The organism is Enterobacter sp. RHBSTW-00901, from assembly GCF_014103115.1.
Lineage (GTDB): Bacteria > Pseudomonadota > Gammaproteobacteria > Enterobacterales > Enterobacteriaceae > Enterobacter > Enterobacter cloacae_P.
Genome location: NZ_JABXPB010000001.1, coordinates 1,873,959 through 1,895,142 on the forward strand (window position 1 = coordinate 1,873,959; position 21,184 = coordinate 1,895,142).

Sequence of the window (21,184 nt, forward strand, 5' to 3'; positions counted from 1 at the left end):
GTCAGACCTAATGCCGATCCGGTGGGCGGTGTAAAAAGGGTTCATGTTCATCATGGACCCTTTTTAAATGGAACTTTCACAAGCTCCCGGCATTATCAATGTCACCTCCCCTGAGCACGCCCGTAGCCTTTCTGACCTCATTCCCCCTGAATTCATTCAGAAGGCGCTAACGCTGACGGATACTGTCACGCTTCGCAAACGCAAACTTCCTCTTGAATCCATGATCTGGCTTGTCGTTGGCATGTCCATTTTCTGCAATCGCCCCATGACTGAGATTGTGAATCTGATGGATATCACTGACAGGACCGGTGAGCCTTTTACCGCCCGCAGCTCAGTCATTCAGCGCCGGAAAACAGCGAAGCCTTCAGCAGACCTGCCGGACGGAATGGTATCGGTGGCTATCCGCAGGTCCGGATGGTCTGCCTGATGGAGCTGAGCAGTCATCTGATCAATGCCAGCGTCTTTGACAGCGAGAACGTCAGCGAAATGCGACTGGCAGCGCAGCTGGCAGAGAGAACACCGGATGAGAGTATCACTTTGTTCGATAAAGGATTTTACTCACCGGGACTGCTTCATCACTGGCAAACGTGCGGAGAAAAACGGCACTGGCTGCTACCGCTGAAAAAACACACCCAATATGAAGTCGTGCATAAACTGGAGCGCGGCGATGAGTTTGTTGAACTGACAACCAGCCCACAGGCCCGAAAACAGTGGCCTGCACTCCCCGAGCGGTTCACAGCCAGACTGCTGACCCGAACGATTAATGGTAAAGAAAGGCGGGTCCTGACATCCCTGACATCCCTGACATCCCTGACAGACCAGAATCGTTATCCTGGCAATGATATCAGCGAGTTATATCGTCACAGATGGGAAATTGAACTGGGTTATCGGGAAGCGAAGCAAGGGATGCTGGACAATCGCTGGACGTTACGCAGCAAACTGCCAGAACGGGTGCGACAGGAGTTATGGGGTGTGCTGCTGACTTACAACCTGGTGAGATACCAGATGGTAAGGATGGCGTTCGAACTGAAAGGAGATTATCTGCCTTATCAACTGAGCTTTAGCGGCTCAATAAGTGAAATCACCCGACTGATGATAACGTTGCCATGGGCTTCACCGGGTAAGATGCCGGGCGAGTTAAGAACGTTGTATGAGAAAGCAAAATGGCTGGTATTACCCGGAAGAAGAGAGCGAAGTTACCCTCGGGAGTTAAGAGAAAAATCCCAGAAATACCCGACGAGAAAAACTGCTGGTCATCTTAAGTGACCAGCATTACGGTCAGACCGGCTTTTTTATGCAATGTTCAAATACTTGTGCGTCTGCATCGACAACCGCCAGTTGCGGGCGATACATGTTTCAATGCACAGACGCGTGGCATCGTCTTTCTGACTGATCGGCTGCAGGGCAATGACCCGCTGCTTTTCATCGATGAGCGTTGCCAGCAGTTCATCCAGCGCTTCAATATCACGCACGCGACCAACCGGATGTTTGATCTCATCGGCACGTTCCAGCGCCTGAGACAGCACCTCATATCCACCGCGCATACTTACTTTTGGCGATACCGTCACCCAGGTGGCATGTGAGCAGCGCACTTCATGGGTACCGCTGGTTTCAATCTGGCAGCTATAGCCGTTCTTTTCGAGCAACTCAGTCAGCGGCGTCAGGTCGTGGATGCAGGGTTCACCGCCGGTGATCACCACATGGCGGGCCGTCCAGCCCTGGCGACCAATGATAGCCAGCAGATCTTCCGAACTTCCCGCGCCCCACTTATCGCTCTCTTTGGTTTTGGCCAGAATGCTAAACAGCGACACTTCCCGATCTGCGAGTTTATCCCACGTATGTTTGGTATCACACCAGGCACAGCCAACCGGGCATCCCTGCAAGCGGATAAAGATAGCGGGAACGCCGGTAAAGTAACCCTCGCCTTGCAGGGTCTGGAACATCTCGTTAATCGGGTACTGCATAGTCATCTCAGTTAAGGGGATAAACGATAAGTATCGCAGATCCCCGCCTGAGGATCATGCTCCATCGGTGCTTTGAGGAAAAATTGATGTGAAAAAGCGGTAAACCGATTATTTCATTTTTGTCTGCTATTTTTATTTTCCGGTTTAACTGTGCCGCCTGAGGCTCTTTTATTTATTCATCACATGAATTCATAATGTAACAAATTATTTTAGTTTTTACAGTTAGACGTAACTAACTCCATAAGATAAAAATCTTTTAAAACAGTTAATTAGTTATTTTAAGTTTAAATAATGAATTTTTCACCCCCTGTTGTTGTCAAAAAAACTACGGCCAATTTCATTACCTTAAAATAAGCTTAAGATGTCACTCGACAGGGCTTTTTTTTATTTAAATGCCGTTTACTTTTACCCGCCTACAATCCGCCTCATCTATCATAATGAGACGGTATCCATGAAGACGTTATTGATTACAGGCGTGACCGGATTTCTGGGCGGTGCAGCACTTGAAAAAATCCTTAATAGCAACGAACCCGTAAGGTTACTCCTGCTCGCGCGTGCCAGCGACCAACAAAAAGGGCTGGAGCGCGTGAAAGAGAACATGCGTAAATTCAACGTCCATGAGGATAAACTGGCCTCGCTGAAAGCGGAGGATATCCTCATCGGCGATCTCAGCCAGCCTGAGAGTTTCCTGGACGATCCTCGTCTGGAACAGGTGACGCATGTTCTTAACTGCGCAGCCGTTGCGTCATTTGGTAATAACCCGCTGATCTGGAAAGTTAACGTTGAGGGCACGCTGGCGTTGGCTCGCCGCATGGAGCAAGTGGCCACATTAGAGCGTTTCCTGCACGTGGGTACAGCCATGTCCTGTACGCCGGAGCAGGATTCACTGGTAGCCGAAAGCGCGGAATTCAGAGAGAGCGCCGAGCACCTGGTGGAATATACGTACTCGAAATCCACTATTGAGCAGATGATGCGTCAGCATTGCCCAAATCTTCCACTGCTTATTGCCCGTCCATCCATCGTCGTCGGCCATACCCGTCACGGCTGTGCGCCTTCAAGCAGCATTTTCTGGGTCTTCAGCATGGGACTGATGCTGCAAAAATTTATGTGTTCGATGGAAGACAAGATCGATGTTGTGCCGGTGGACTACTGCGCCGATGCACTGTTAATGCTCCTCTACAGCAATGCTCGTCCAGGGGAAGTTGTGCATATTTCTGCCGGGGAAGAGAACAGCGTTCGTTTTGCGGATATTGATAACGCAATGGCGCTGGCACTGGAGAAAGCGCCTGTCGGTGATAAGTACGCTCAGGTGAGCTACGAAACGCTGGTCAGAATGCGTCGCGAGCTGAAGGATATTTTTGGCCCGTGCAATGAGCGTCTGATGTTGAAAGCGATGCGTTTATACGGTGCCTTTGCCACGCTGAACGTGCGCTTCAGCAATGATAAGCTGCTGAGCATGGGGATGCCAAAACCCCCTCGCTTTACGGACTACATTGCCCGCTGCGTTCAGACCACCCGGGGGCTGACTATTCCGGAGCAAATGGAAGTCGATTTTAAATAGCCAAAAAAAATGCCAGTCATTCGACTGGCATTTTCATTTCAAGGGATTAAAGGCTATTACTGGCCTTTGATCTCTTTACGACCGTTGTATGGTGCTTTTTCGCCCAGAGCTTCTTCGATACGAATCAGCTGGTTGTATTTAGCAACACGGTCAGAACGGCTCATAGAACCTGTTTTGATCTGGCCTGCAGCGGTACCAACAGCCAGGTCAGCGATGGTAGCATCTTCAGTTTCGCCAGAACGGTGAGAGATAACTGCAGTGTAGCCAGCGTCTTTCGCCATTTTGATCGCAGCCAGAGTCTCGGTCAGAGAACCGATCTGGTTGAATTTGATCAGGATGGAGTTAACGATGCCTTTATCGATACCTTCTTTCAGGATCTTGGTGTTGGTTACGAACAGATCGTCACCAACCAGCTGGATTTTGTCGCCCAGTACTTTAGTCTGGTATGCGAAACCAGCCCAGTCAGACTCGTCCAGACCGTCTTCGATAGAAACGATTGGGTACTGTTTGGTCAGGTCTTCCAGGAAGTGAGTGAACTCTTCAGAGGTGAACGCTTTGTTGCCTTCGCCAGCCAGAACGTATTTACCGTCTTTGTAGAATTCAGATGCTGCACAGTCCATTGCCAGGGTGATGTCTTTGCCCAGCTCATAGCCAGCTGCTTTAACCGCTTCAGCGATTACAGCCAGTGCTTCGGCGTTAGAACCCAGGTTTGGCGCATAGCCACCTTCGTCACCAACAGCAGTGTTCATACCTTTAGCTTTCAGAACTTTAGCCAGGTTGTGGAACACTTCAGAACCCATACGTACCGCTTCTTTCAGGGATTTCGCGCCAACTGGCTGAATCATGAATTCCTGAATATCAACGTTGTTATCTGCGTGCTCACCACCGTTGATGATGTTCATCATTGGTACTGGCATGGAGTATTTGCCTGGGGTGCCGTTCAGTTCAGCGATGTGCTCGAACAGAGGCATACCTTTCGCAGCAGCTGCCGCTTTGGCGTTCGCCAGAGAAACGGCCAGGATGGCGTTCGCACCGAAGTTAGATTTGTTTTCAGTACCGTCCAGATCGATCATGATCTTGTCGATGCCAGCCTGGTCTTTGGCGTCTTTGCCAAGGATTGCCTGAGCAATAGGACCGTTTACAGCGCCAACAGCTTTCAGTACGCCTTTGCCCATGAAACGGGATTTGTCGCCATCGCGCAGTTCCAGCGCTTCGCGGGAACCAGTAGAAGCACCTGATGGAGCAGCTGCCATACCGACGAAACCACCTTCCAGGTGAACTTCAGCTTCAACGGTCGGGTTACCACGGGAGTCGATGATTTCACGACCGATGACTTTAACGATTTTGGACATTAGATTTTCCTCAGTACAAGTTAAACTAAAACTCCAGACAAACAACGCGTACCAAAGGTACGCGTTGCCGTTCTAACTTTTTTTACTTCGCCTGACGCTTCTGGTAATCGCTGGCGGCCTTCACAAAGCCTGCAAACAGCGGATGTCCATCACGCGGCGTAGAAGTAAATTCCGGGTGGAATTGGCAGGCAACGAACCACGGATGGTTAGGCACCTCAATGATCTCGACTAACTGATCATCCCCGGAACGGCCCGCAACACGCAGACCCGCAGCTTCAATTTGTTTCAACAACATGTTGTTGACTTCGTAGCGGTGACGATGGCGCTCAGTAATGGTTGGCTCGCCATACAGCTTGCGAACCACGCTATCGTCGGACAACTGGCAGGCCTGTGCGCCAAGACGCATTGTGCCACCCAGATCGCTCTTCTCTGTACGGACTTCAACGTTACCGTCTTCGTCACGCCATTCAGTGATAAGCGCCACGACAGGGTACTTACAGTCTGGCACAAATTCCGTAGAGTTCGCGTTTTCCATTCCTGCTACGTTGCGCGCAAATTCGATCAGCGCAACCTGCATACCCAGGCAGATGCCGAGGTATGGAATATTGTTTTCACGCGCATAGCGTGCAGTGGCGATCTTGCCTTCCACACCACGGTAGCCAAAGCCACCAGGGATCAGAATCGCATCCAGACCTTTCAGAATTTCTACGCCACGCGTTTCAACATCCTGCGAATCAATCAGCTTGATGTTAACGGAGACGCGGTTCTTCAGACCGCCGTGTTTCAGCGCTTCGATAACGGACTTATAGGCATCCGGCAGCTCAATGTACTTGCCGACCATACCGATAGTCACTTCACCTGCCGGATTAGCTTCTTCGTAAATAACCTGTTCCCATTCAGACAGGTTAGCTTCCGGACAGTTCAGGCTGAATCGTTTACAAATATAATCGTCCAGACCCTGTGATTTCAACAGGCCCGGGATTTTATAAATGGAATCGACATCTTTCATTGAAATAACGGCTTTTTCAGGCACGTTACAGAACAATGCAATTTTCGCACGTTCGTTCGCCGGAACAGCGCGATCGGAACGGCAAACCAGGATGTCAGGCTGAATACCGATGGAGAGCAGTTCTTTCACAGAGTGCTGAGTCGGCTTGGTTTTCACTTCACCAGCCGCCGCCAGGTAAGGCACCAGCGTCAGGTGCATGAACAGCGCATGTTCACGACCAATATCGACCGCCAGCTGGCGAATCGCTTCCAGGAACGGCAGGGATTCGATATCACCTACAGTACCGCCGATTTCAACCAGCACAACGTCATGGCCTTCGCCACCCGCAATAATGCGTTCTTTGATTGCGTTAGTGATGTGCGGGATAACCTGAACGGTAGCACCCAGATAGTCACCACGGCGCTCTTTACGCAGAACGTCGGAGTAGATACGGCCAGTCGTGAAGTTATTACGACGGGTCATTTTGGTACGGATGAAACGCTCGTAGTGGCCAAGATCCAGATCGGTTTCAGCGCCGTCTTCAGTAACGAACACTTCCCCGTGTTGGATTGGGCTCATGGTGCCAGGATCGACGTTGATGTACGGATCCAGTTTCATCATGGTCACATTGAGGCCACGGGCTTCAAGAATGGCTGCGAGGGAGGCTGCGGCAATGCCTTTACCCAGAGAGGATACGACCCCGCCGGTCACAAAAATATAGTTCGTTGTCATGCTGAACCTGAGAAGTTAGGGTGAAACGATGGAATAACCAGGACGGGAAAGTAGTATACCCGAACACGGCGAGCGCCACAAACTTTCATTCTCCGTCTCCTTTCCAGGCGATGACAAACATAAGGAGTGAGAAAATAGCCCGTTTTGGGTAAATGTTTTTGACGCAAATCAAGCGCTTGTCATTTAAAAAATCACACAAATTGCGCTTGATCGCAAAATTCCGTTAGAGATCAGATTCCTGGCGTTTTACTTCCTGCCAGACTTCTTCCATCTCTTCGAGGTCAATTCCGGTCATTTCCAGGCCGCGCGAAGCCACAATTCGCTCAACTTCGCGAAAACGACGTTCAAACTTAATGCTGGCTTTTTGCAGCGCGGTTTCCGCTTTTACTCCCAGATGGCGGGAAAGATTGACCGTGGCAAACAGCAGGTCACCCATCTCCTCTTCCAGCTTTGCTTCATCCACGACGGCCTGCTGCGCTTCGTGCATCACTTCGTCTATCTCTTCATGCACTTTTTCCAGTACCGGGCCAAGAGATGTCCAGTCAAACCCCACGGTGGAGCAGCGTTTCTGCATTTTTTGCGCACGCATCAGTGCAGGCAGGCTCAGCGGGATGTCGTCCAGCGCAGAGTGCTGGGATTTTTCAGCACGCTCGGCGCTTTTAATCTGCTCCCAGCGGGCCAGCACTTCGGCGCTGTTGTCTGCAGTAGCATCACCAAAGATATGCGGATGGCGGCGTTCCAGTTTGGAACTGATGGCCGCGCAGATGTCGTCAAAATCAAAACGTCCCTCTTCCTGTGCCATCTGCGCATAGAATACGACCTGGAAAAGCAGGTCACCCAGCTCGCCGCGCAGGTCGTCAAAATCCTCGCGTGAAATGGCGTCCAGCACTTCATAGGTCTCTTCGAGGGTGTATGGGGCGATGGTGGCAAAAGTCTGCTCTTTGTCCCACGGACAGCCGTTTTCCGGGTCGCGCAGGCGTTGCATGATGCCGAGCAGGCGGTCGATTTGAGTCATAATTCTGTCCTGATGAAAAAAAGAAATGCCGGGTGGCGGCTGCGCCTGACCCGGCCTGTCGAAGAGGGCGATTAACCGCCGTGCAGGCGACGTGCGTCAATCACATCCGGCACCTGGTTCAGTTTGCCAAGCACGCGGCCCAGCACCTGCAGGTTATAGATTTCGATGGTCATATCGATGGTGGCAAGCTGTTCGCGGGTATCGCTGCGGCTGGCAACGCCCAGCACGTTAACTTTCTCGTTGGCAAGAATGGTCGTGATATCGCGCAGCAAGCCGCTACGGTCGTTAGCGGTAACGCGCACCACCAGCGAGTAACCGGAGGAGTAGCTTTCCCCCCAGACCGCTTCCACGATACGCTCCGGCGCATGCGACTGCAGCTCAGCAAGCTGGTCACAGTCAGAACGGTGAATTGAGATCCCACGCCCCTGCGTGATAAAGCCGACGATATCGTCTCCCGGAATCGGCTGGCAGCAGCGGGCAATGTGGTGCATCAGATTGCCCACGCCTTCCACAACCACGCGACCGTTGTCTTTGCTGCGCTGCTGCGGTGCATAGTTTTTTTGCTGAAGCTGTTTCAGCGCGGCCGCATCCTGTTCTGCCGCACTTGGCTTGTTAAACTGCGCCTGCAGGAAATTCACCATCTGATTCAGACGGATATCACCGCCACCAATGGCCGCTAACAGCTCATCAAGCTCATTGAAGTTGTAGCGCGGCAGCAGATGTTTTTCGGCTTCTTTGAGGCTAATCCCGATATGTTCCAGCTCGTCGTCCAGGATCTGGCGACCGGCAAGGATATTCTTGTCACGATCCTGCTTGCGGAACCAGGCATGAATTTTGGAGCGCCCACGGCTGGTGGTGACATAACCCAGGTTCGGGTTCAGCCAGTCCCGGCTTGGGTTTGGCTGTTTCTGGGTGATGATTTCAATCTGGTCGCCCATCTGCAGCTGATAGGTGAACGGCACAATTCGCCCGCCAATCTTCGCGCCAATGCAGCGGTGCCCCACATCACTGTGAATGTGGTAGGCAAAGTCGAGCGGCGTTGAACCAGCAGGCAGGTCGACAACATCACCTTTCGGCGTAAAGACGTATACCCGGTCATCGAAGACCTGGCTACGCACTTCGTCGAGCATCTCGCCAGAATCGGCCATCTCTTCCTGCCACGCAATCAGCTTACGCAGCCATGCAATACGATCTTCATGACCAGAGCGTGCCCCGCCAGAGGTACCCTCTTTGTATTTCCAGTGCGCGGCCACGCCCAGCTCGGCGTCTTCGTGCATCTGTTTGGTGCGGATCTGAATTTCAACCGTTTTGCCACCAGGGCCGAGCACAACGGTATGAATAGACTGGTAGCCGTTAGGTTTCGGGTTCGCGACATAGTCATCGAACTCATCCGGCAGGTGGCGGAAGTGAGTATGCACTATCCCCAGCGCGGCGTAGCAGTCCTGCAGACGTTCCGCCACGATGCGCACCGCACGCACGTCGAACAGCTCGTCGAAGGCGAGATGTTTCTTCTGCATTTTGCGCCAGATACTGTAGATGTGTTTTGGTCGACCATAGACTTCGGCGCGCACATTCTCTTCTTTCATCGCCAGACGCAGTCCGCCGACAAACTCATCGATATAGTGTTCGCGGTCAATACGGCGTTCATGCAGCAGTTTAGCAATGCGCTTATATTCTGCCGGGTGCAGGTAGCGGAAACAGTAATCTTCCAGCTCCCATTTCAGCTGCCCGATCCCTAAGCGGTTCGCCAGTGGCGCATAGATGTTTGTACACTCTTTGGCAGCCAGTACGCGCTCGTCTTCAGGTGCATCCTTCACTTCACGCAGGTGCGCAATTCGCTCGGCAAGCTTGATAACCACGCAGCGGAAGTCATCCACCATTGCCAGCAGCATGCGGCGAACGTTATCGACCTGTTCTGAAGAGACGGAATCAGTGTGCGCAGCCTTAAGCTGGCGGATGGCTGCCATATCGCGCACGCCGTGGATCAACGCGACGACAGATTTACCGACGCTTTCTCGCAGTACATCTTCAGTGACCACATCAGCATCGGCTAATGGGAACAGAAGCGCGGCCTGCAGCGTTTCGATATCCATGTTCAGCATGGATAAAATTTCGACCATCTCCACGCCGCGCCACAACAGCAAATCAGCGTCCGGATGCCCCTGTGTGGTGCGTAGACAATAGGCCCAGGTTTCGGTTAAGCGTTCACACGACTGCTGGCTGGAAATCCCCAGACTTGCGATCCATTTTTGTGGGTCAAACTCCCCAGCTTTATTGAGATGTGCACTTCTTACCGCAACCATTGTCCTCTCCTTTAGGGACCTGGGCCTGTCGAAGTCGACAAGCCAAACTAATTATACCCGTCATACTTCAAGCTGCATGTGCGTTGGCTGCACTCACTCACCCCAGTCACTTACTTATGTAAGCTCCTGGTGATTCATTCGTTTGCCGCGTTACTCGGCCTGCGGCCTCGCCCCTTCGGGGCCAGCGCAAGCGCTGTTCAAAACGCCAGAGCGTTTTGTCCTGCAACTCGAATTATTTAGTGTATCTATATGCTCAAACAACACCATTGATTCCAGATGCCCAGTGTGCGGGAACATGTCCAGCATTGCCAGACGCTGAATCTGGTAACCCGCGCTGATTAATGCCTCACTATCCCGCGCAAGCGTTGCCGGGTTACAGGAAACATAGACCACACGCTTCGGCGCGAGTTTAATAATATGTTGCATCACGCCAGGTGCGCCTGCCCGGGCCGGGTCGAGCAGAATTTTGTCGAAGCCCTGTGTTGCCCACGGCTGCTGAGTGACATCTTCCTCAAGATTTTGGTGAAAAAATGTCACATTTTGCAAACCGTTCTGTCGGGCATTTTCTTGCCCTTTGGCAACCAGCGCCTCAACACCTTCTACCCCCACCACACTTGCCGCTTTCTGAGCCAATGGCAGCGTGAAATTCCCCATACCGCAGAACAGATCGAGCACCCGGTCACTCTTTTGTACATCCAGCCATGACAACGCCTGTTCAATCATCTTCTGATTCACGCCATCATTTACCTGGATGAAATCCCGCGGGCTGAACGTTAAGCGTAGCCCGTTTGACGCATACCAGGGCGCATCTCCTGTAACCTGTTCTAGTATCTCGCTTTGTGGGGCGAGGAAAAGCGCCAGCTCGTGGGAATGCGAAAAGCGTTCCAGTTTTTCACGGTCTTTTTTCGACAGTGGCGCGGTATGGCGCAGCACCATCAGCGGGCCATTGTTTGCCTGAACCAGTTCAACGTGTCCGAGGTGACGAACCCCATCCAGCTCAGACAGACAGGTGCGCACTTCCGGGAGCAATGCCTCAAGATGGGGCACCAAAATGGGGCACTGCCTGATATCGACGATATCGCTGGAGCTGGCCTTGCGAAACCCCATCTCCAGCCGCCCGGTTTTTGGCTGATAGCTGAGGCTCAGACGGGCGCGACGACGGTAACCCCAGGGCTGGTCGGCGATAATCTCGTTAACCTCATGCTTAAGCAGGCGCGCCAGTGCGCTACTTTTACTTTTTTGCTGTAAACCTACGCTGGCATGCTGTTGCTGACAGCCGCCACAGACGCCAAAATGCGGGCAGCGCGGCACCACGCGTTCAGGGCTATCACTCAGTCGGCGCTTCACCTGGCCACGCGCGTACTGGCGCTTATCTTCCGTCAGCGTAATTTCTGCTCGTTCTGTTGGCAGCAAACCTGTTATAAACAATGCTTTACCATTATGACGCGCAACCCCCTGACCAAAGGGATCGAGGTCTGTGGCTTCAACAGTTATGATCTGACGCGTCGTCACGCGTCGCTTTGCAGAGTAGAATTGCGCCATCGCTGAGATTGTTCTCAAATAAATTTAGTGACCCTAATTGTCCCATAACGGAACGCCATGACCAACTACAGCCTGCGTGCACGCATGATGATTTTGATCCTCGCCCCCACCGTACTTATCGGTTTGCTGCTGAGTATCTTCTTTGTGGTGCATCGCTATAACGATTTGCAGCGACAACTGGAAGATGCCGGAGCCAGCATTATTGAACCGCTGGCCGTCTCCAGTGAGTACGGGATGAACCTGCAAAACCGCGAATCTATTGGTCAGTTAATCAGTGTGTTGCATCGTCGACACTCGGAGATCGTGCGCGCCATTTCCGTTTACGACGAGCATAACCGCCTGTTCGTAACCTCGAATTTTCATCTCGACCCTGCGGAACTGAAAATCCCGGACGGTACGCCGTTCCCGCGCAATCTCAGCGTAATGCGGCATGGCGATATCATGATCCTGCGCACGCCTATTATCTCGGAAAGTTACTCCCCTGATGAGTCTGCCCAGTCCGACGCCAAATCCACCAATAATATGCTGGGATATGTGGCGCTGGAGCTGGATCTCAAGTCTGTACGGCTGCAGCAGTACAAAGAGATTTTTATCTCCGGTGTGATGATGCTGTTCTGTATCGGTATTGCGCTAATCTTTGGCTGGCGACTGATGCGCGACGTCACGGGGCCAATCCGTAATATGGTCAACACCGTTGACCGCATCCGGCGGGGCCAGCTCGACAGTCGTGTGGAAGGATTTATGCTGGGCGAACTGGATATGCTGAAAAACGGCATTAACTCGATGGCGATGTCGCTGGCGGCATACCACGAGGAGATGCAGCATAACGTCGACCAGGCCACCTCCGATCTGCGTGAAACGCTGGAGCAGATGGAGATTCAGAACGTCGAGCTGGATCTGGCGAAAAAACGCGCCCAGGAAGCGGCGCGCATTAAATCTGAATTCCTGGCAAATATGTCGCACGAGCTGCGCACGCCGCTAAATGGCGTGATCGGCTTTACCCGCCTGACGCTGAAAAGCGAGCTTAACCCAACCCAGCGCGATCACCTGCACACCATTGAACGCTCGGCCAATAACCTGCTGGCTATCATCAACGACGTGCTGGACTTCTCCAAGCTGGAAGCCGGTAAGCTGCTTCTGGAGAGCATTCCCTTCCCGCTGCGCAGTACGCTCGATGAAGTGGTGACGCTGCTCGCCCACTCATCACACGACAAAGGGCTGGAGCTGACGCTCAATATCAAGAACGACGTGCCGGATAACGTCATTGGTGACCCGCTGCGTCTGCAACAGGTCATCACCAATCTGGTGGGTAACGCCATCAAGTTTACTGAAAGCGGCAACATCGACATTCTGGTCGAAAAACGGGCGCTCAGTAATAACAAGGTACAGATTGAAGTTCAGATCCGCGATACGGGTATCGGTATTCCGGAGCGCGACCAGTCGCGTCTGTTCCAGGCGTTCCGTCAGGCAGATGCGAGCATTTCCCGCCGCCACGGCGGTACGGGTCTGGGGCTGGTGATCACGCAAAAACTGGTGAAAGAGATGGGCGGAGATATCTCTTTCCACAGTCAGCCAAACCGTGGGTCAACCTTCTGGTTCCATATTAGCCTGGACCTCAATCCGAACGTATTGACAGATATCCCGGTGACGGATTGCCTGAAAGGAATGCGTCTGGCCTATGTTGAGCCTAACGCAGCGGCGGCACAGTGTACGCTGGATATTTTAAGCACCACGCCGCTGGAGGTTGTCTACAGCCCAACGTTCTCTGCACTGGCCGTCGAGCATTACGATATTTTGCTGATGGGGGTCCCGGTCACCTTTACCGGCGAACTCACGATGCAACAGGAGCGCCTGGCGAAAGCTGCATCAATGACCGATTACCTGCTGCTTGCCCTGCCGTGTCATGCCCAAATCAACGCGGAAGAGTTGAAAAATGACGGAGCGGCCGCCTGCCTGCTTAAGCCACTCACCGCCACACGCTTGCTGCCAGCACTCACGGAGTATTGTCGCCTGAGCCAGCATGCCGTACCGCTGATTGACGATGAACAAAAACTGCCGATGAGCGTCATGGCGGTGGATGATAATCCGGCCAACCTGAAGCTGATAGGTGTACTGCTTGAGGATCAGGTTCAGCACGTTGAACTGTGTGCCAGCGGTGCTCAGGCGGTCGAACAGGCTAAACAGATGCAGTTCGACTTAATTCTGATGGATATTCAGATGCCAGGTATGGACGGTATTCGCGCCTGTGAGCTGATACACCAGCTCCCGCACCAGCAGCAAACCCCGGTCATTGCCGTGACAGCACATGCGATGGCCGGTCAGAAAGAGAAACTTCTGAGCGCCGGAATGAATGATTATCTGGCAAAACCGATTGACGAAGAAAAGCTGCACAACCTGTTGCTGCGCTATAAACCGGGACATATCAGCGGGACGTATACCGTTTCTGCCGAACCGGTTGAGATCAACATCAACCATAATGCCACTTTTGACTGGCAGCTTGCGCTACGCCAGGCGGCCGGGAAGGCCGATTTAGCCCGTGAAATGCTGCAAATGCTGGTCGCGTTCCTGCCGGAAATTCGGAATAAGATTGAAGAACAACTGGTGGGAGAGAACCCGGAGGATCTGCTGGAGGCCATCCACAAGCTGCACGGCAGCTGCGGCTACAGCGGGGTACCACGGCTGAAAAATCTCTGCCAGTTGCTGGAGCAACAGCTACGAGCTGGCATGCCAGAATCGGAGCTTGAACCGGAGTTTCTGGAACTGCTGGATGAGATGGATAATGTGACGCGGGAAGCGATGAAGTTATTGGGAAACTAGAACCATTGCCGGGCGGCGACGTCGCCTGACCCGGCATTCAGCGTTTCAACCCCTGTCCCACTTTCAGCACCGCCGCAATATTCCTCGCCGCCAGCTGCACATTCTCGCTGGCATTATCCAGCGCATCTTCCAGCGAACAAATGGTATAAAGCACGCTAAACACCGCGTCGATACCGTGTTCATGCACCACGCCGACATCCGCCGTCAGACTACCCGCAATACCAATAACCGGTTTGTTGTAGCGTTTGGCGACTCTCGCCACGCCGACAGGCACTTTGCCGTGGATAGTCTGGCTGTCAATACGCCCTTCACCCGTGATAACCAGATCCGCATCGGCGACCTGATCCGCCAGGTGCAACGCATCCGTGACAATATCGATGCCCTGGCGCAACTGAGCGCCACAAAAGGCGTACAGTGCCGCCCCCATTCCGCCAGCCGCCCCGCCACCGGCGAGGTTTGTCACATCAATACTCAGATCCCGGGCAATAACCCGCGCGTAGTGGGCAAGCGCGTTGTCCAGGGTGACGACCATCTCCGGCGTGGCTCCCTTCTGTGGCCCAAACACCGTTGACGCGCCCTCTTCGCCGATGAGCGGATTGGTCACATCACAGGCCACCTCAATCCGGCAATCAGCCAGACGGTTGTCCATCTCGCTCAGATCGATATGCGTCAGCCGTGACAATTCGCCGCCACCAGGCCCAATGCGTTGCGCTTTGGCATCAAGCAGTTTTGCCCCCAGCGCCTGCACCATACCCGCACCACCGTCATTGGTTGCACTGCCACCAATGCCGATAATGATATGTTTCACACCAACATCCAGTGCATGACAAATAAGCTCGCCGGTTCCCCATGAGGTGGTTTTCAATGGGTTACGTTGCGAAGGCGCGACCAGCGCCAGGCCGCTCGCCGCCGCCATCTCAATAAATGCGCGCTGCCCGTCGCCGGATAACCCATAAAACCCGTCCACGCGCTCACCCAGCGGGCCGGTCACCGGAACATGAACTATTCGCCCCTGAGTTGCCGCGACCATCGCCTCTACCGTACCTTCGCCACCATCAGCAACCGGCAGTTTGACGTAGTGCGCCGAAGGAAAAATCTCGCGAAAACCGCGTTCTATCGCCGTCGCAACCTCAGGAGCACTCAAACTTTCCTTATATGAGTCCGGCGCGATCACAATTTTCATAGGTCACCCTTACGCATACTCACTGCATTAAGCATATATCTGCACTGCCCTTTTGGTCATGGAGGGGAAAAGTATATGTCGGAGGGAGTGATGTTCTCACCGTGCAGGAACACAACATTGCGGTGATGATGAGAGGTTGTTTAGGGCATAAGCCCAACGCGCAGGAAGAGACTTCATGGAATTGGGGTTCGTTGCCGGGCGGCGGCGACACCTGACCCGGCCAACGGTTCATGCGGGGCGTTATTTCAGCAAGGTCGCCCAGTGCTCAACCCACGGATTCGATTCACTTTCTGGCTCCGGATGTTCACCGGCATCAATCAGCAACATGTCGCCAACGCGCTGGGCACTCTGTTCCTGCAAAAGCGCGTCAAACTGCTTACCGCCGCCACAAAAATTGGCATAGGAGCTGTCACCGAGGGCGATAATGCCGTAGTGAACGTCCGGCTGATAACCGAGCTGGTCTTTAATCCCCTGGAAAAGCGGTACGATGCTGTCAGGTAAATCTCCCTGGCCTGTTGTGGAGGTCACAACCAGAATGTATTTGTCTTTGTACTTTTCCCAGTCAGCAAGCTCCGGGTCTTCATAGACCGTGGCTTTATGGCCCTGGTTCGCAAGGATGGCTTCCGCCTCCTCAGCAACCAGCAGCGAGTTGCCGTACATCGTGCCGACAAAAATACCAACTTCAGCCATGTTATGTTCCCTTAATTATTGCGCTTGCTGTTCATCCTGAACGCTGCCCGGTACAAACTCAACCCTTTCATTTTCGGGGAGTTGCCCCAGCCAGCCAAACTGTGACAGTGCCTGCATCCAGATGTCGTCCAGCCCTGCCCGAATGGTCAGGGGTTCGCCGGTAAACGGGTGTGTCAGGCTCAGTTCGCTTGCATGCAGCATCAGACGATCGCAGCCAAAATGCTCTGCCGCGCTACGGTTCTGGCGCAGATCGCCGTGCTTGCTGTCGCCAATAATCGGATGGCGAAGATGTTTCAGGTGACGGCGGAGCTGATGTTTGCGCCCGGTTTTGGGCAAAAGCTCAACCAGACTATAGCGGGTGGTGGGGAATTTACTGGTAGCCACCGGCATTTCTGTTGTTGCCATACCGCGATAATCCGTCACGGCGGGCTGCGGGCCTTTGTCATCACGGGCAAATTTATCGGCAATTATGTCCAGCTCTTCCACCAGCGGATAATCAAGCCGGGCAGTCTCCGTCAGCCAGCCGCGCACAATCGCGTGGTAGCGTTTCTGGATCTGATGCTGTTCAAACTGCTGCGCCAACAGGCGGCCCGCTTCGCTGGAAAGCCCCATCAACAGTACGCCGGATGTCGGTCTGTCCAGCCGGTGTGCGGTAAAAACATGCTGACCAATCTGGTCACGCACGGTTTGCATCACCACCACTTTCTCGTCGCGATCCAGCCAGCTACGGTGTACCAGCCAGCCTGACGGTTTATTCACCGCCACCAGCCACTCATCCTGATAGAGGATCTCAAGCATCATGCATCATCACCGGCAAACAGTGCATCCAGCCTTTCTAACTCAGGCAGCATCACGTCGCGCGCAGGATGCGTCGCCTCAAGTGCCATTTCATAATAGGGCGAAACAGCAAACGTCTGCGGCAGCGGGTGGCCACCTTCGAGCAGCGCGTGCATGCGCGGAATTAACACCCACTGGAGCCACTCAAACGGTGCCAGCGTATCCAGGCAAAACGGCTGGGTGCTTGCGAACGCTTCTGGCTGCGGCGCGGTCTCCTGCCACAGCTGATGTTGGCGCAATAGTGCTTCGATGGCGTGCAACCGGGCACGAACGCTATCGTGTTGCGTCATAGTAACCTCAACTGAAAAACTGAACGGCGCGCAGCATAGCATTGCAGGACGCAGAAATAAAAAAAGGGAGCACTGTAAAAACAGTGCTCCCGGTTCGTTCCGCAGCATTCCAGCTACAATTTGTGCTCCCTGCTCATCCGTGACAACTTTTCCTGAGGCCCGAAGGCATGGTCATCCGTAAACCTTTTGCATCCTGCTCACATCATCCTGATGTGCTGTTTCATCCTGAAACGTCCTGGCCGTCCTGACCCACCGACCATCCTGACCGGCTCTCGTTCTCCTTCCTGGAGGTGTGCATCACGCATCCTGCGCTATCCTCTTTGCTTCATCCTGAAGCCTTCCTGCAGCGTCATCCTGACGAGTCCTTTGTGAGAAACGCCATCATCCTGATGTTCGTTTCTCGTGTCGGCATCCTGTCGACAGAGATAGAATCCGCTATTCCGCTTCGTCTTACAACCCACCCTGTAAGCGTGGTAAGCCACAAGAAACCTCTCCAGACGCCTCACAAAACAATTAATTCATTGAAAAATATGACAATAGCTTTCTTAATTCTCTGAGACAATACTGAAGAATGCGGCAATCTCTCACAAACCTTGTAAGAGATCTCTCACACGCGCAGTAGCATCATGGATTACAGAAGAGGCTCAAGCCGGGTGAGGAAATCCGCAAGTGAAGGAGCAAGAGTGTCGCGGTTGCGGGTACCGATAGTCTCTTTGATCACTTCACCAGACAGGTTGCAGACGGAGATAACATCCAGTTCACTGTCCAGCGTGGCAATAAAGAGAGTCGGAGAAAGCTTAAGGCGTTTTTGCGTGACCAGATGGCCAATCAGGTTTTCCTGAACGCGCTGCAGATCGTCTTCGCTCCAGGTCTGCAGCAAGGTCAGCGATATGTCGGCAAAGCGTGCGGCCATATCCCCTGCAAATTGCGTGGTGTAAAACGCATGAATCGCTGGTTGTACCACAATGTCCATTGCGCGTTCAACCGCATTTACATTTTGCTCGCCCGTGAAGGGTTTTGGTTGCCAGATAACGCGGTCGTCCAGAGAAGAGATAATGCACGGTGATGGTACACCATATAAGTCAGCACTTTGCGGCCACGTCCCCTGCTTTTCTTGCCATACATCGCAGTAGCGGGTCGTGAAGGTAGTCAGGGCATTTGCAGTTTCGATATCCACCGATTTCTCTCTTCTTGTAAGACAGGATAAACTCAGCCCATAAGTGTACCTGTAAAGTGGCTATGAAACATGTCTTACGAAAATCATCAGGCGTTAACGGGCTTAACGCTGGGTAAATCGACCGATTACCGCGACACCTACGATGCAAGCCTGTTGCAGGGCGTACCGCGCAGCCTGAACCGCGATCCTCTGGGTCTGCACGCCGACGCGCTGCCGTTTGTCGGCGGCGATATCTGGACGTTATACGAACTGTCCTGGCTTAACGATCGCGGCCTGCCGCAGGTCGCTGTGGGTCACGTTGAGCTGGATTACGCCAGTCTTAACCTGGTGGAATCTAAAAGCTTTAAGCTGTACCTCAACAGCTTTAACCAGACAAAATTCCGCAGTTGGGAAGATGTCCAGCACACGCTGGAGCGGGATTTAAGCACCTGCGCGCAGGGTAAGGTGACCGTCTCACTGTATCGCCTGCATGAGCTGGAAGGGCAACCTATTGCCCACTTCAACGGTGCATGCATCGACGATCAGGACATAGAGGTGGCTAACTATGAATTCAGCGCCGATTACCTCGAAAATGCAGCGAGCGGAAAAGTGGTCGAAGAGACGCTGGTCAGCCATCTGTTGAAGTCCAACTGCCTGATCACCCATCAGCCGGACTGGGGCTCAGTGCAGATTCAGTATCGCGGCCCGAAAATTGACCGGGAAAAGCTGCTGCGCTACCTGGTGTCGTTCCGCCATCACAACGAATTCCACGAACAGTGCGTGGAGCGCATCTTTAATGACATTCAGCGTTTCTGCCACCCGGAAAAACTGAGCGTCTATGCGCGCTACACCCGCCGTGGCGGTCTGGATATCAACCCGTGGCGCACCAATACCGATTTTGTGCCTGCTACCGGACGTCTGGTGCGTCAGTAACATTTTTTTTGAAAATATGCGCGGTTCATTCCGCGCTTTAGGTTGTGAAACGTCATAAGCCAGGGCTATTGTAATCAACAGGGAAAGACGAAAATTGTCCCGTAAGGAGCTCACTTGATTACACATATTAGCCCGCTTGGCTCAATGGATATGTTGTCGCAGCTGGAAGTGGATATGCTTAAACGCACCGCCAGCAGCGATCTTTATCAACTGTTTCGTAACTGTTCACTTGCCGTACTGAACTCCGGTAGTCTGACGGACAACAGTAAAGAACTGCTGTCCCGCTTCGAAAGTTTTGACATCAACGTGCTGCGCCGCGAGCGCGGTGTGAAACTTGAGGTCATCAACCCGCCGGAAGAGGCCTTTGTCGACGGGCGCATTATTCGTTCCCTGCAGGCCAACCTGTTTGCCGTGCTGCGTGACATCCTGTTTGTTAACGGGCAGATCCACAACGCCGACCGCTTCCAGCATCTCGATCTGGAAAGCTCAGTTCATATCACCAACCTGGTGTTCTCTATTTTACGTAATGCCCGCGCTCTGCACGTCGGCGAAGCGCCGAATACGGTTGTCTGCTGGGGTGGTCACTCCATTAATGAAACAGAATACCTCTATGCCCGTCGGGTGGGGACTCAGCTTGGTCTGCGCGAACTGAACATCTGTACCGGCTGCGGCCCGGGGGCGATGGAAGCGCCAATGAAAGGTGCAGCGGTGGGACACGCGCAGCAACGCTATAAAGAGGGACGTTTTATCGGTATGACCGAACCGTCCATTATTGCAGCTGAACCACCTAACCCACTGGTTAATGAGCTGATTATCATGCCGGATATCGAAAAACGCCTTGAGGCGTTTGTCCGTATCGCCCACGGCATCATCATCTTCCCTGGTGGTGTGGGTACAGCGGAAGAGCTGCTTTATCTGCTGGGGATCCTGATGAACCCGGCCAACAAAGATCAGGTTCTGCCGCTGATCCTGACCGGGCCGAAAGAGAGTGCCGACTACTTCCGCGTACTGGACGAGTTTATCGTGCATACACTGGGTGAAGCTGCGCGTCGTCACTATCGCATTATCATTGACGATGCGGCAGAAGTAGCACGCCAGATGAAAAAAGCGATGCCACTGGTGAAAGAGAATCGTCGTGACACCGGCGATGCCTACAGCTTTAACTGGTCAATCCGCATTGCGCCGGATCTGCAGATCCCGTTCGAACCTTCGCACGAGAATATGGCCAACCTGAAGCTCTATCCGGATCAACCCGTAGAGGTTCTGGCAGCCGATCTGCGCCGCGCCTTCTCCGGTATCGTGGCAGGTAACGTGAAAGAGATGGGTATCCGCGCTATCGAGGAGTTTGGCCCATACAAAATTCACGGCGATCGCGAGATGATGCGCCGCATGGATGACATGCTGCAGGGCTTTGTGGCCCAACACCGCATGAAGCTACCGGGTTCAGCCTATATTCCTTGCTACGAAATCTGCACCTGACTATCAGCACAAAACCCTTTCAAGCCGGATCGCTATCCGGCTTTTTTATTTCCTTTATAACTCCCTGACAACTGATGCATATCTCTTATGTCATTTACAAAACCAGCCAATACGCAAACGATTACCTCATTTTTCAAACCGGAAATTATCAGCCTTAATCAAAATTATCTGCCAGAAAATCCTAAAATCCCATTTCTTTACAGCGTAAGACGCCTATCTCACTGGCCAGCCTTTCAGGTCACATGTTGTTAATGGTAGCCTTCGCGCCCGTAAATTCTCTTTGATGTTTTTTTAATAGATAAATGGTCTAAAGATGCCCACATCAAAAGTGGATTATTGCAT

15 protein-coding genes and 1 pseudogene are annotated in these 21,184 nt (G+C 53.0%); 5 read left to right on the top strand and 11 right to left on the bottom strand.

Annotated features, from left to right (window positions below):
- Nucleotides 1–67: 67 nt before the first annotated feature.
- Nucleotides 68–1,266: pseudogene (locus HV318_RS08990) on the top strand (IS4 family transposase).
- A 26-nt stretch (nucleotides 1,267–1,292) separates the two neighbouring features.
- Here the strand turns inward: HV318_RS08990 and queE are convergent.
- Nucleotides 1,293–1,964, bottom strand: a complete 672-nt coding sequence (gene queE, locus HV318_RS08995; RefSeq protein ID WP_182272476.1) for a 7-carboxy-7-deazaguanine synthase QueE — start codon at nucleotides 1,962–1,964, stop codon at nucleotides 1,293–1,295.
- Nucleotides 1,965–2,415: 451 nt separating this feature from the next.
- Between queE and HV318_RS09000 the strand changes: the two genes are divergently transcribed.
- A complete protein-coding gene (locus HV318_RS09000; RefSeq protein ID WP_182272477.1) occupies nucleotides 2,416–3,525 on the top strand; it encodes an SDR family oxidoreductase in 1,110 nt (369 codons plus the stop codon).
- A gap of 56 nt (nucleotides 3,526–3,581) precedes the next feature.
- Here the strand turns inward: HV318_RS09000 and eno are convergent, their stop codons facing one another.
- The 5 genes from eno to rlmD all read right to left on the bottom strand — a co-directional run bounded on the left by eno (nucleotide 3,582) and on the right by rlmD (nucleotide 11,457).
- Nucleotides 3,582–4,877 (bottom strand): phosphopyruvate hydratase, encoded by a 1,296-nt coding sequence (eno, locus tag HV318_RS09005; RefSeq protein WP_182272478.1) that lies wholly within the window; start codon nucleotides 4,875–4,877, stop codon nucleotides 3,582–3,584.
- 82 nt (nucleotides 4,878–4,959) lie between these two features.
- Nucleotides 4,960–6,597: a glutamine hydrolyzing CTP synthase gene (gene pyrG, locus HV318_RS09010; RefSeq protein WP_182272479.1), complete on the bottom strand. Its 1,638-nt coding sequence runs from the start codon at nucleotides 6,595–6,597 to the stop codon at nucleotides 4,960–4,962.
- Between the two features lie 223 nt (nucleotides 6,598–6,820).
- Nucleotides 6,821–7,612: a nucleoside triphosphate pyrophosphohydrolase gene (gene mazG / locus HV318_RS09015; RefSeq protein WP_182272480.1), complete on the bottom strand. Its 792-nt coding sequence runs from the start codon at nucleotides 7,610–7,612 to the stop codon at nucleotides 6,821–6,823.
- 71 nt (nucleotides 7,613–7,683) lie between these two features.
- Nucleotides 7,684–9,915, bottom strand: a complete 2,232-nt coding sequence (gene relA / locus HV318_RS09020) for a GTP diphosphokinase (protein WP_182272481.1) — start codon at nucleotides 9,913–9,915, stop codon at nucleotides 7,684–7,686.
- Nucleotides 9,916–10,065: 150 nt separating this feature from the next.
- Nucleotides 10,066–11,457, bottom strand: a complete 1,392-nt coding sequence (gene rlmD / locus HV318_RS09025; RefSeq protein WP_230857819.1) for a 23S rRNA (uracil(1939)-C(5))-methyltransferase RlmD — start codon at nucleotides 11,455–11,457, stop codon at nucleotides 10,066–10,068.
- A 57-nt stretch (nucleotides 11,458–11,514) separates the two neighbouring features.
- On the opposite strand from rlmD, the gene barA reads away from it, so the two are divergent.
- Entirely contained in the window at nucleotides 11,515–14,274 is a 2,760-nt protein-coding gene (gene barA, locus HV318_RS09030) for a two-component sensor histidine kinase BarA (RefSeq protein WP_182272482.1), read from the top strand.
- 37 nt (nucleotides 14,275–14,311) lie between these two features.
- Here the strand turns inward: barA and HV318_RS09035 are convergent, their stop codons facing one another.
- The 5 genes from HV318_RS09035 to syd all read right to left on the bottom strand — a co-directional run bounded on the left by HV318_RS09035 (nucleotide 14,312) and on the right by syd (nucleotide 18,451).
- Nucleotides 14,312–15,457, bottom strand: coding sequence for a glycerate kinase (locus HV318_RS09035; protein WP_182272483.1), 1,146 nt, complete (start codon nucleotides 15,455–15,457; stop codon nucleotides 14,312–14,314).
- 240 nt (nucleotides 15,458–15,697) lie between these two features.
- Complete coding sequence (locus HV318_RS09040) at nucleotides 15,698–16,147, bottom strand: flavodoxin (RefSeq protein ID WP_182272484.1); 450 nt, start codon at nucleotides 16,145–16,147, stop codon at nucleotides 15,698–15,700.
- Nucleotides 16,148–16,162: 15 nt separating this feature from the next.
- Nucleotides 16,163–16,945 (bottom strand): tRNA pseudouridine(65) synthase TruC, encoded by a 783-nt coding sequence (gene truC, locus HV318_RS09045; protein WP_182274565.1) that lies wholly within the window; start codon nucleotides 16,943–16,945, stop codon nucleotides 16,163–16,165.
- The gene (locus HV318_RS09050; protein ID WP_182272485.1) at nucleotides 16,945–17,274 is read right to left on the bottom strand and encodes a YqcC family protein; all 330 of its coding nucleotides are present in this window, start codon (nucleotides 17,272–17,274) and stop codon (nucleotides 16,945–16,947) included. Before HV318_RS09050 ends, truC begins: the two co-directional genes overlap by 1 nt.
- A 631-nt stretch (nucleotides 17,275–17,905) precedes the next feature.
- A complete protein-coding gene (syd, locus tag HV318_RS09055; protein ID WP_182272486.1) occupies nucleotides 17,906–18,451 on the bottom strand; it encodes a SecY-interacting protein in 546 nt (181 codons plus the stop codon).
- A 69-nt stretch (nucleotides 18,452–18,520) separates the two neighbouring features.
- Between syd and queF the strand changes: the two genes are divergently transcribed.
- Together queF and ppnN are read left to right on the top strand one after the other, a co-directional pair.
- Nucleotides 18,521–19,363 (top strand): NADPH-dependent 7-cyano-7-deazaguanine reductase QueF, encoded by an 843-nt coding sequence (gene queF / locus HV318_RS09060; protein WP_182272487.1) that lies wholly within the window; start codon nucleotides 18,521–18,523, stop codon nucleotides 19,361–19,363.
- 114 nt (nucleotides 19,364–19,477) lie between these two features.
- Complete coding sequence (gene ppnN, locus HV318_RS09065; protein WP_182272488.1) at nucleotides 19,478–20,842, top strand: nucleotide 5'-monophosphate nucleosidase PpnN; 1,365 nt, start codon at nucleotides 19,478–19,480, stop codon at nucleotides 20,840–20,842.
- Nucleotides 20,843–21,184: the final 342 nt, after the last annotated feature.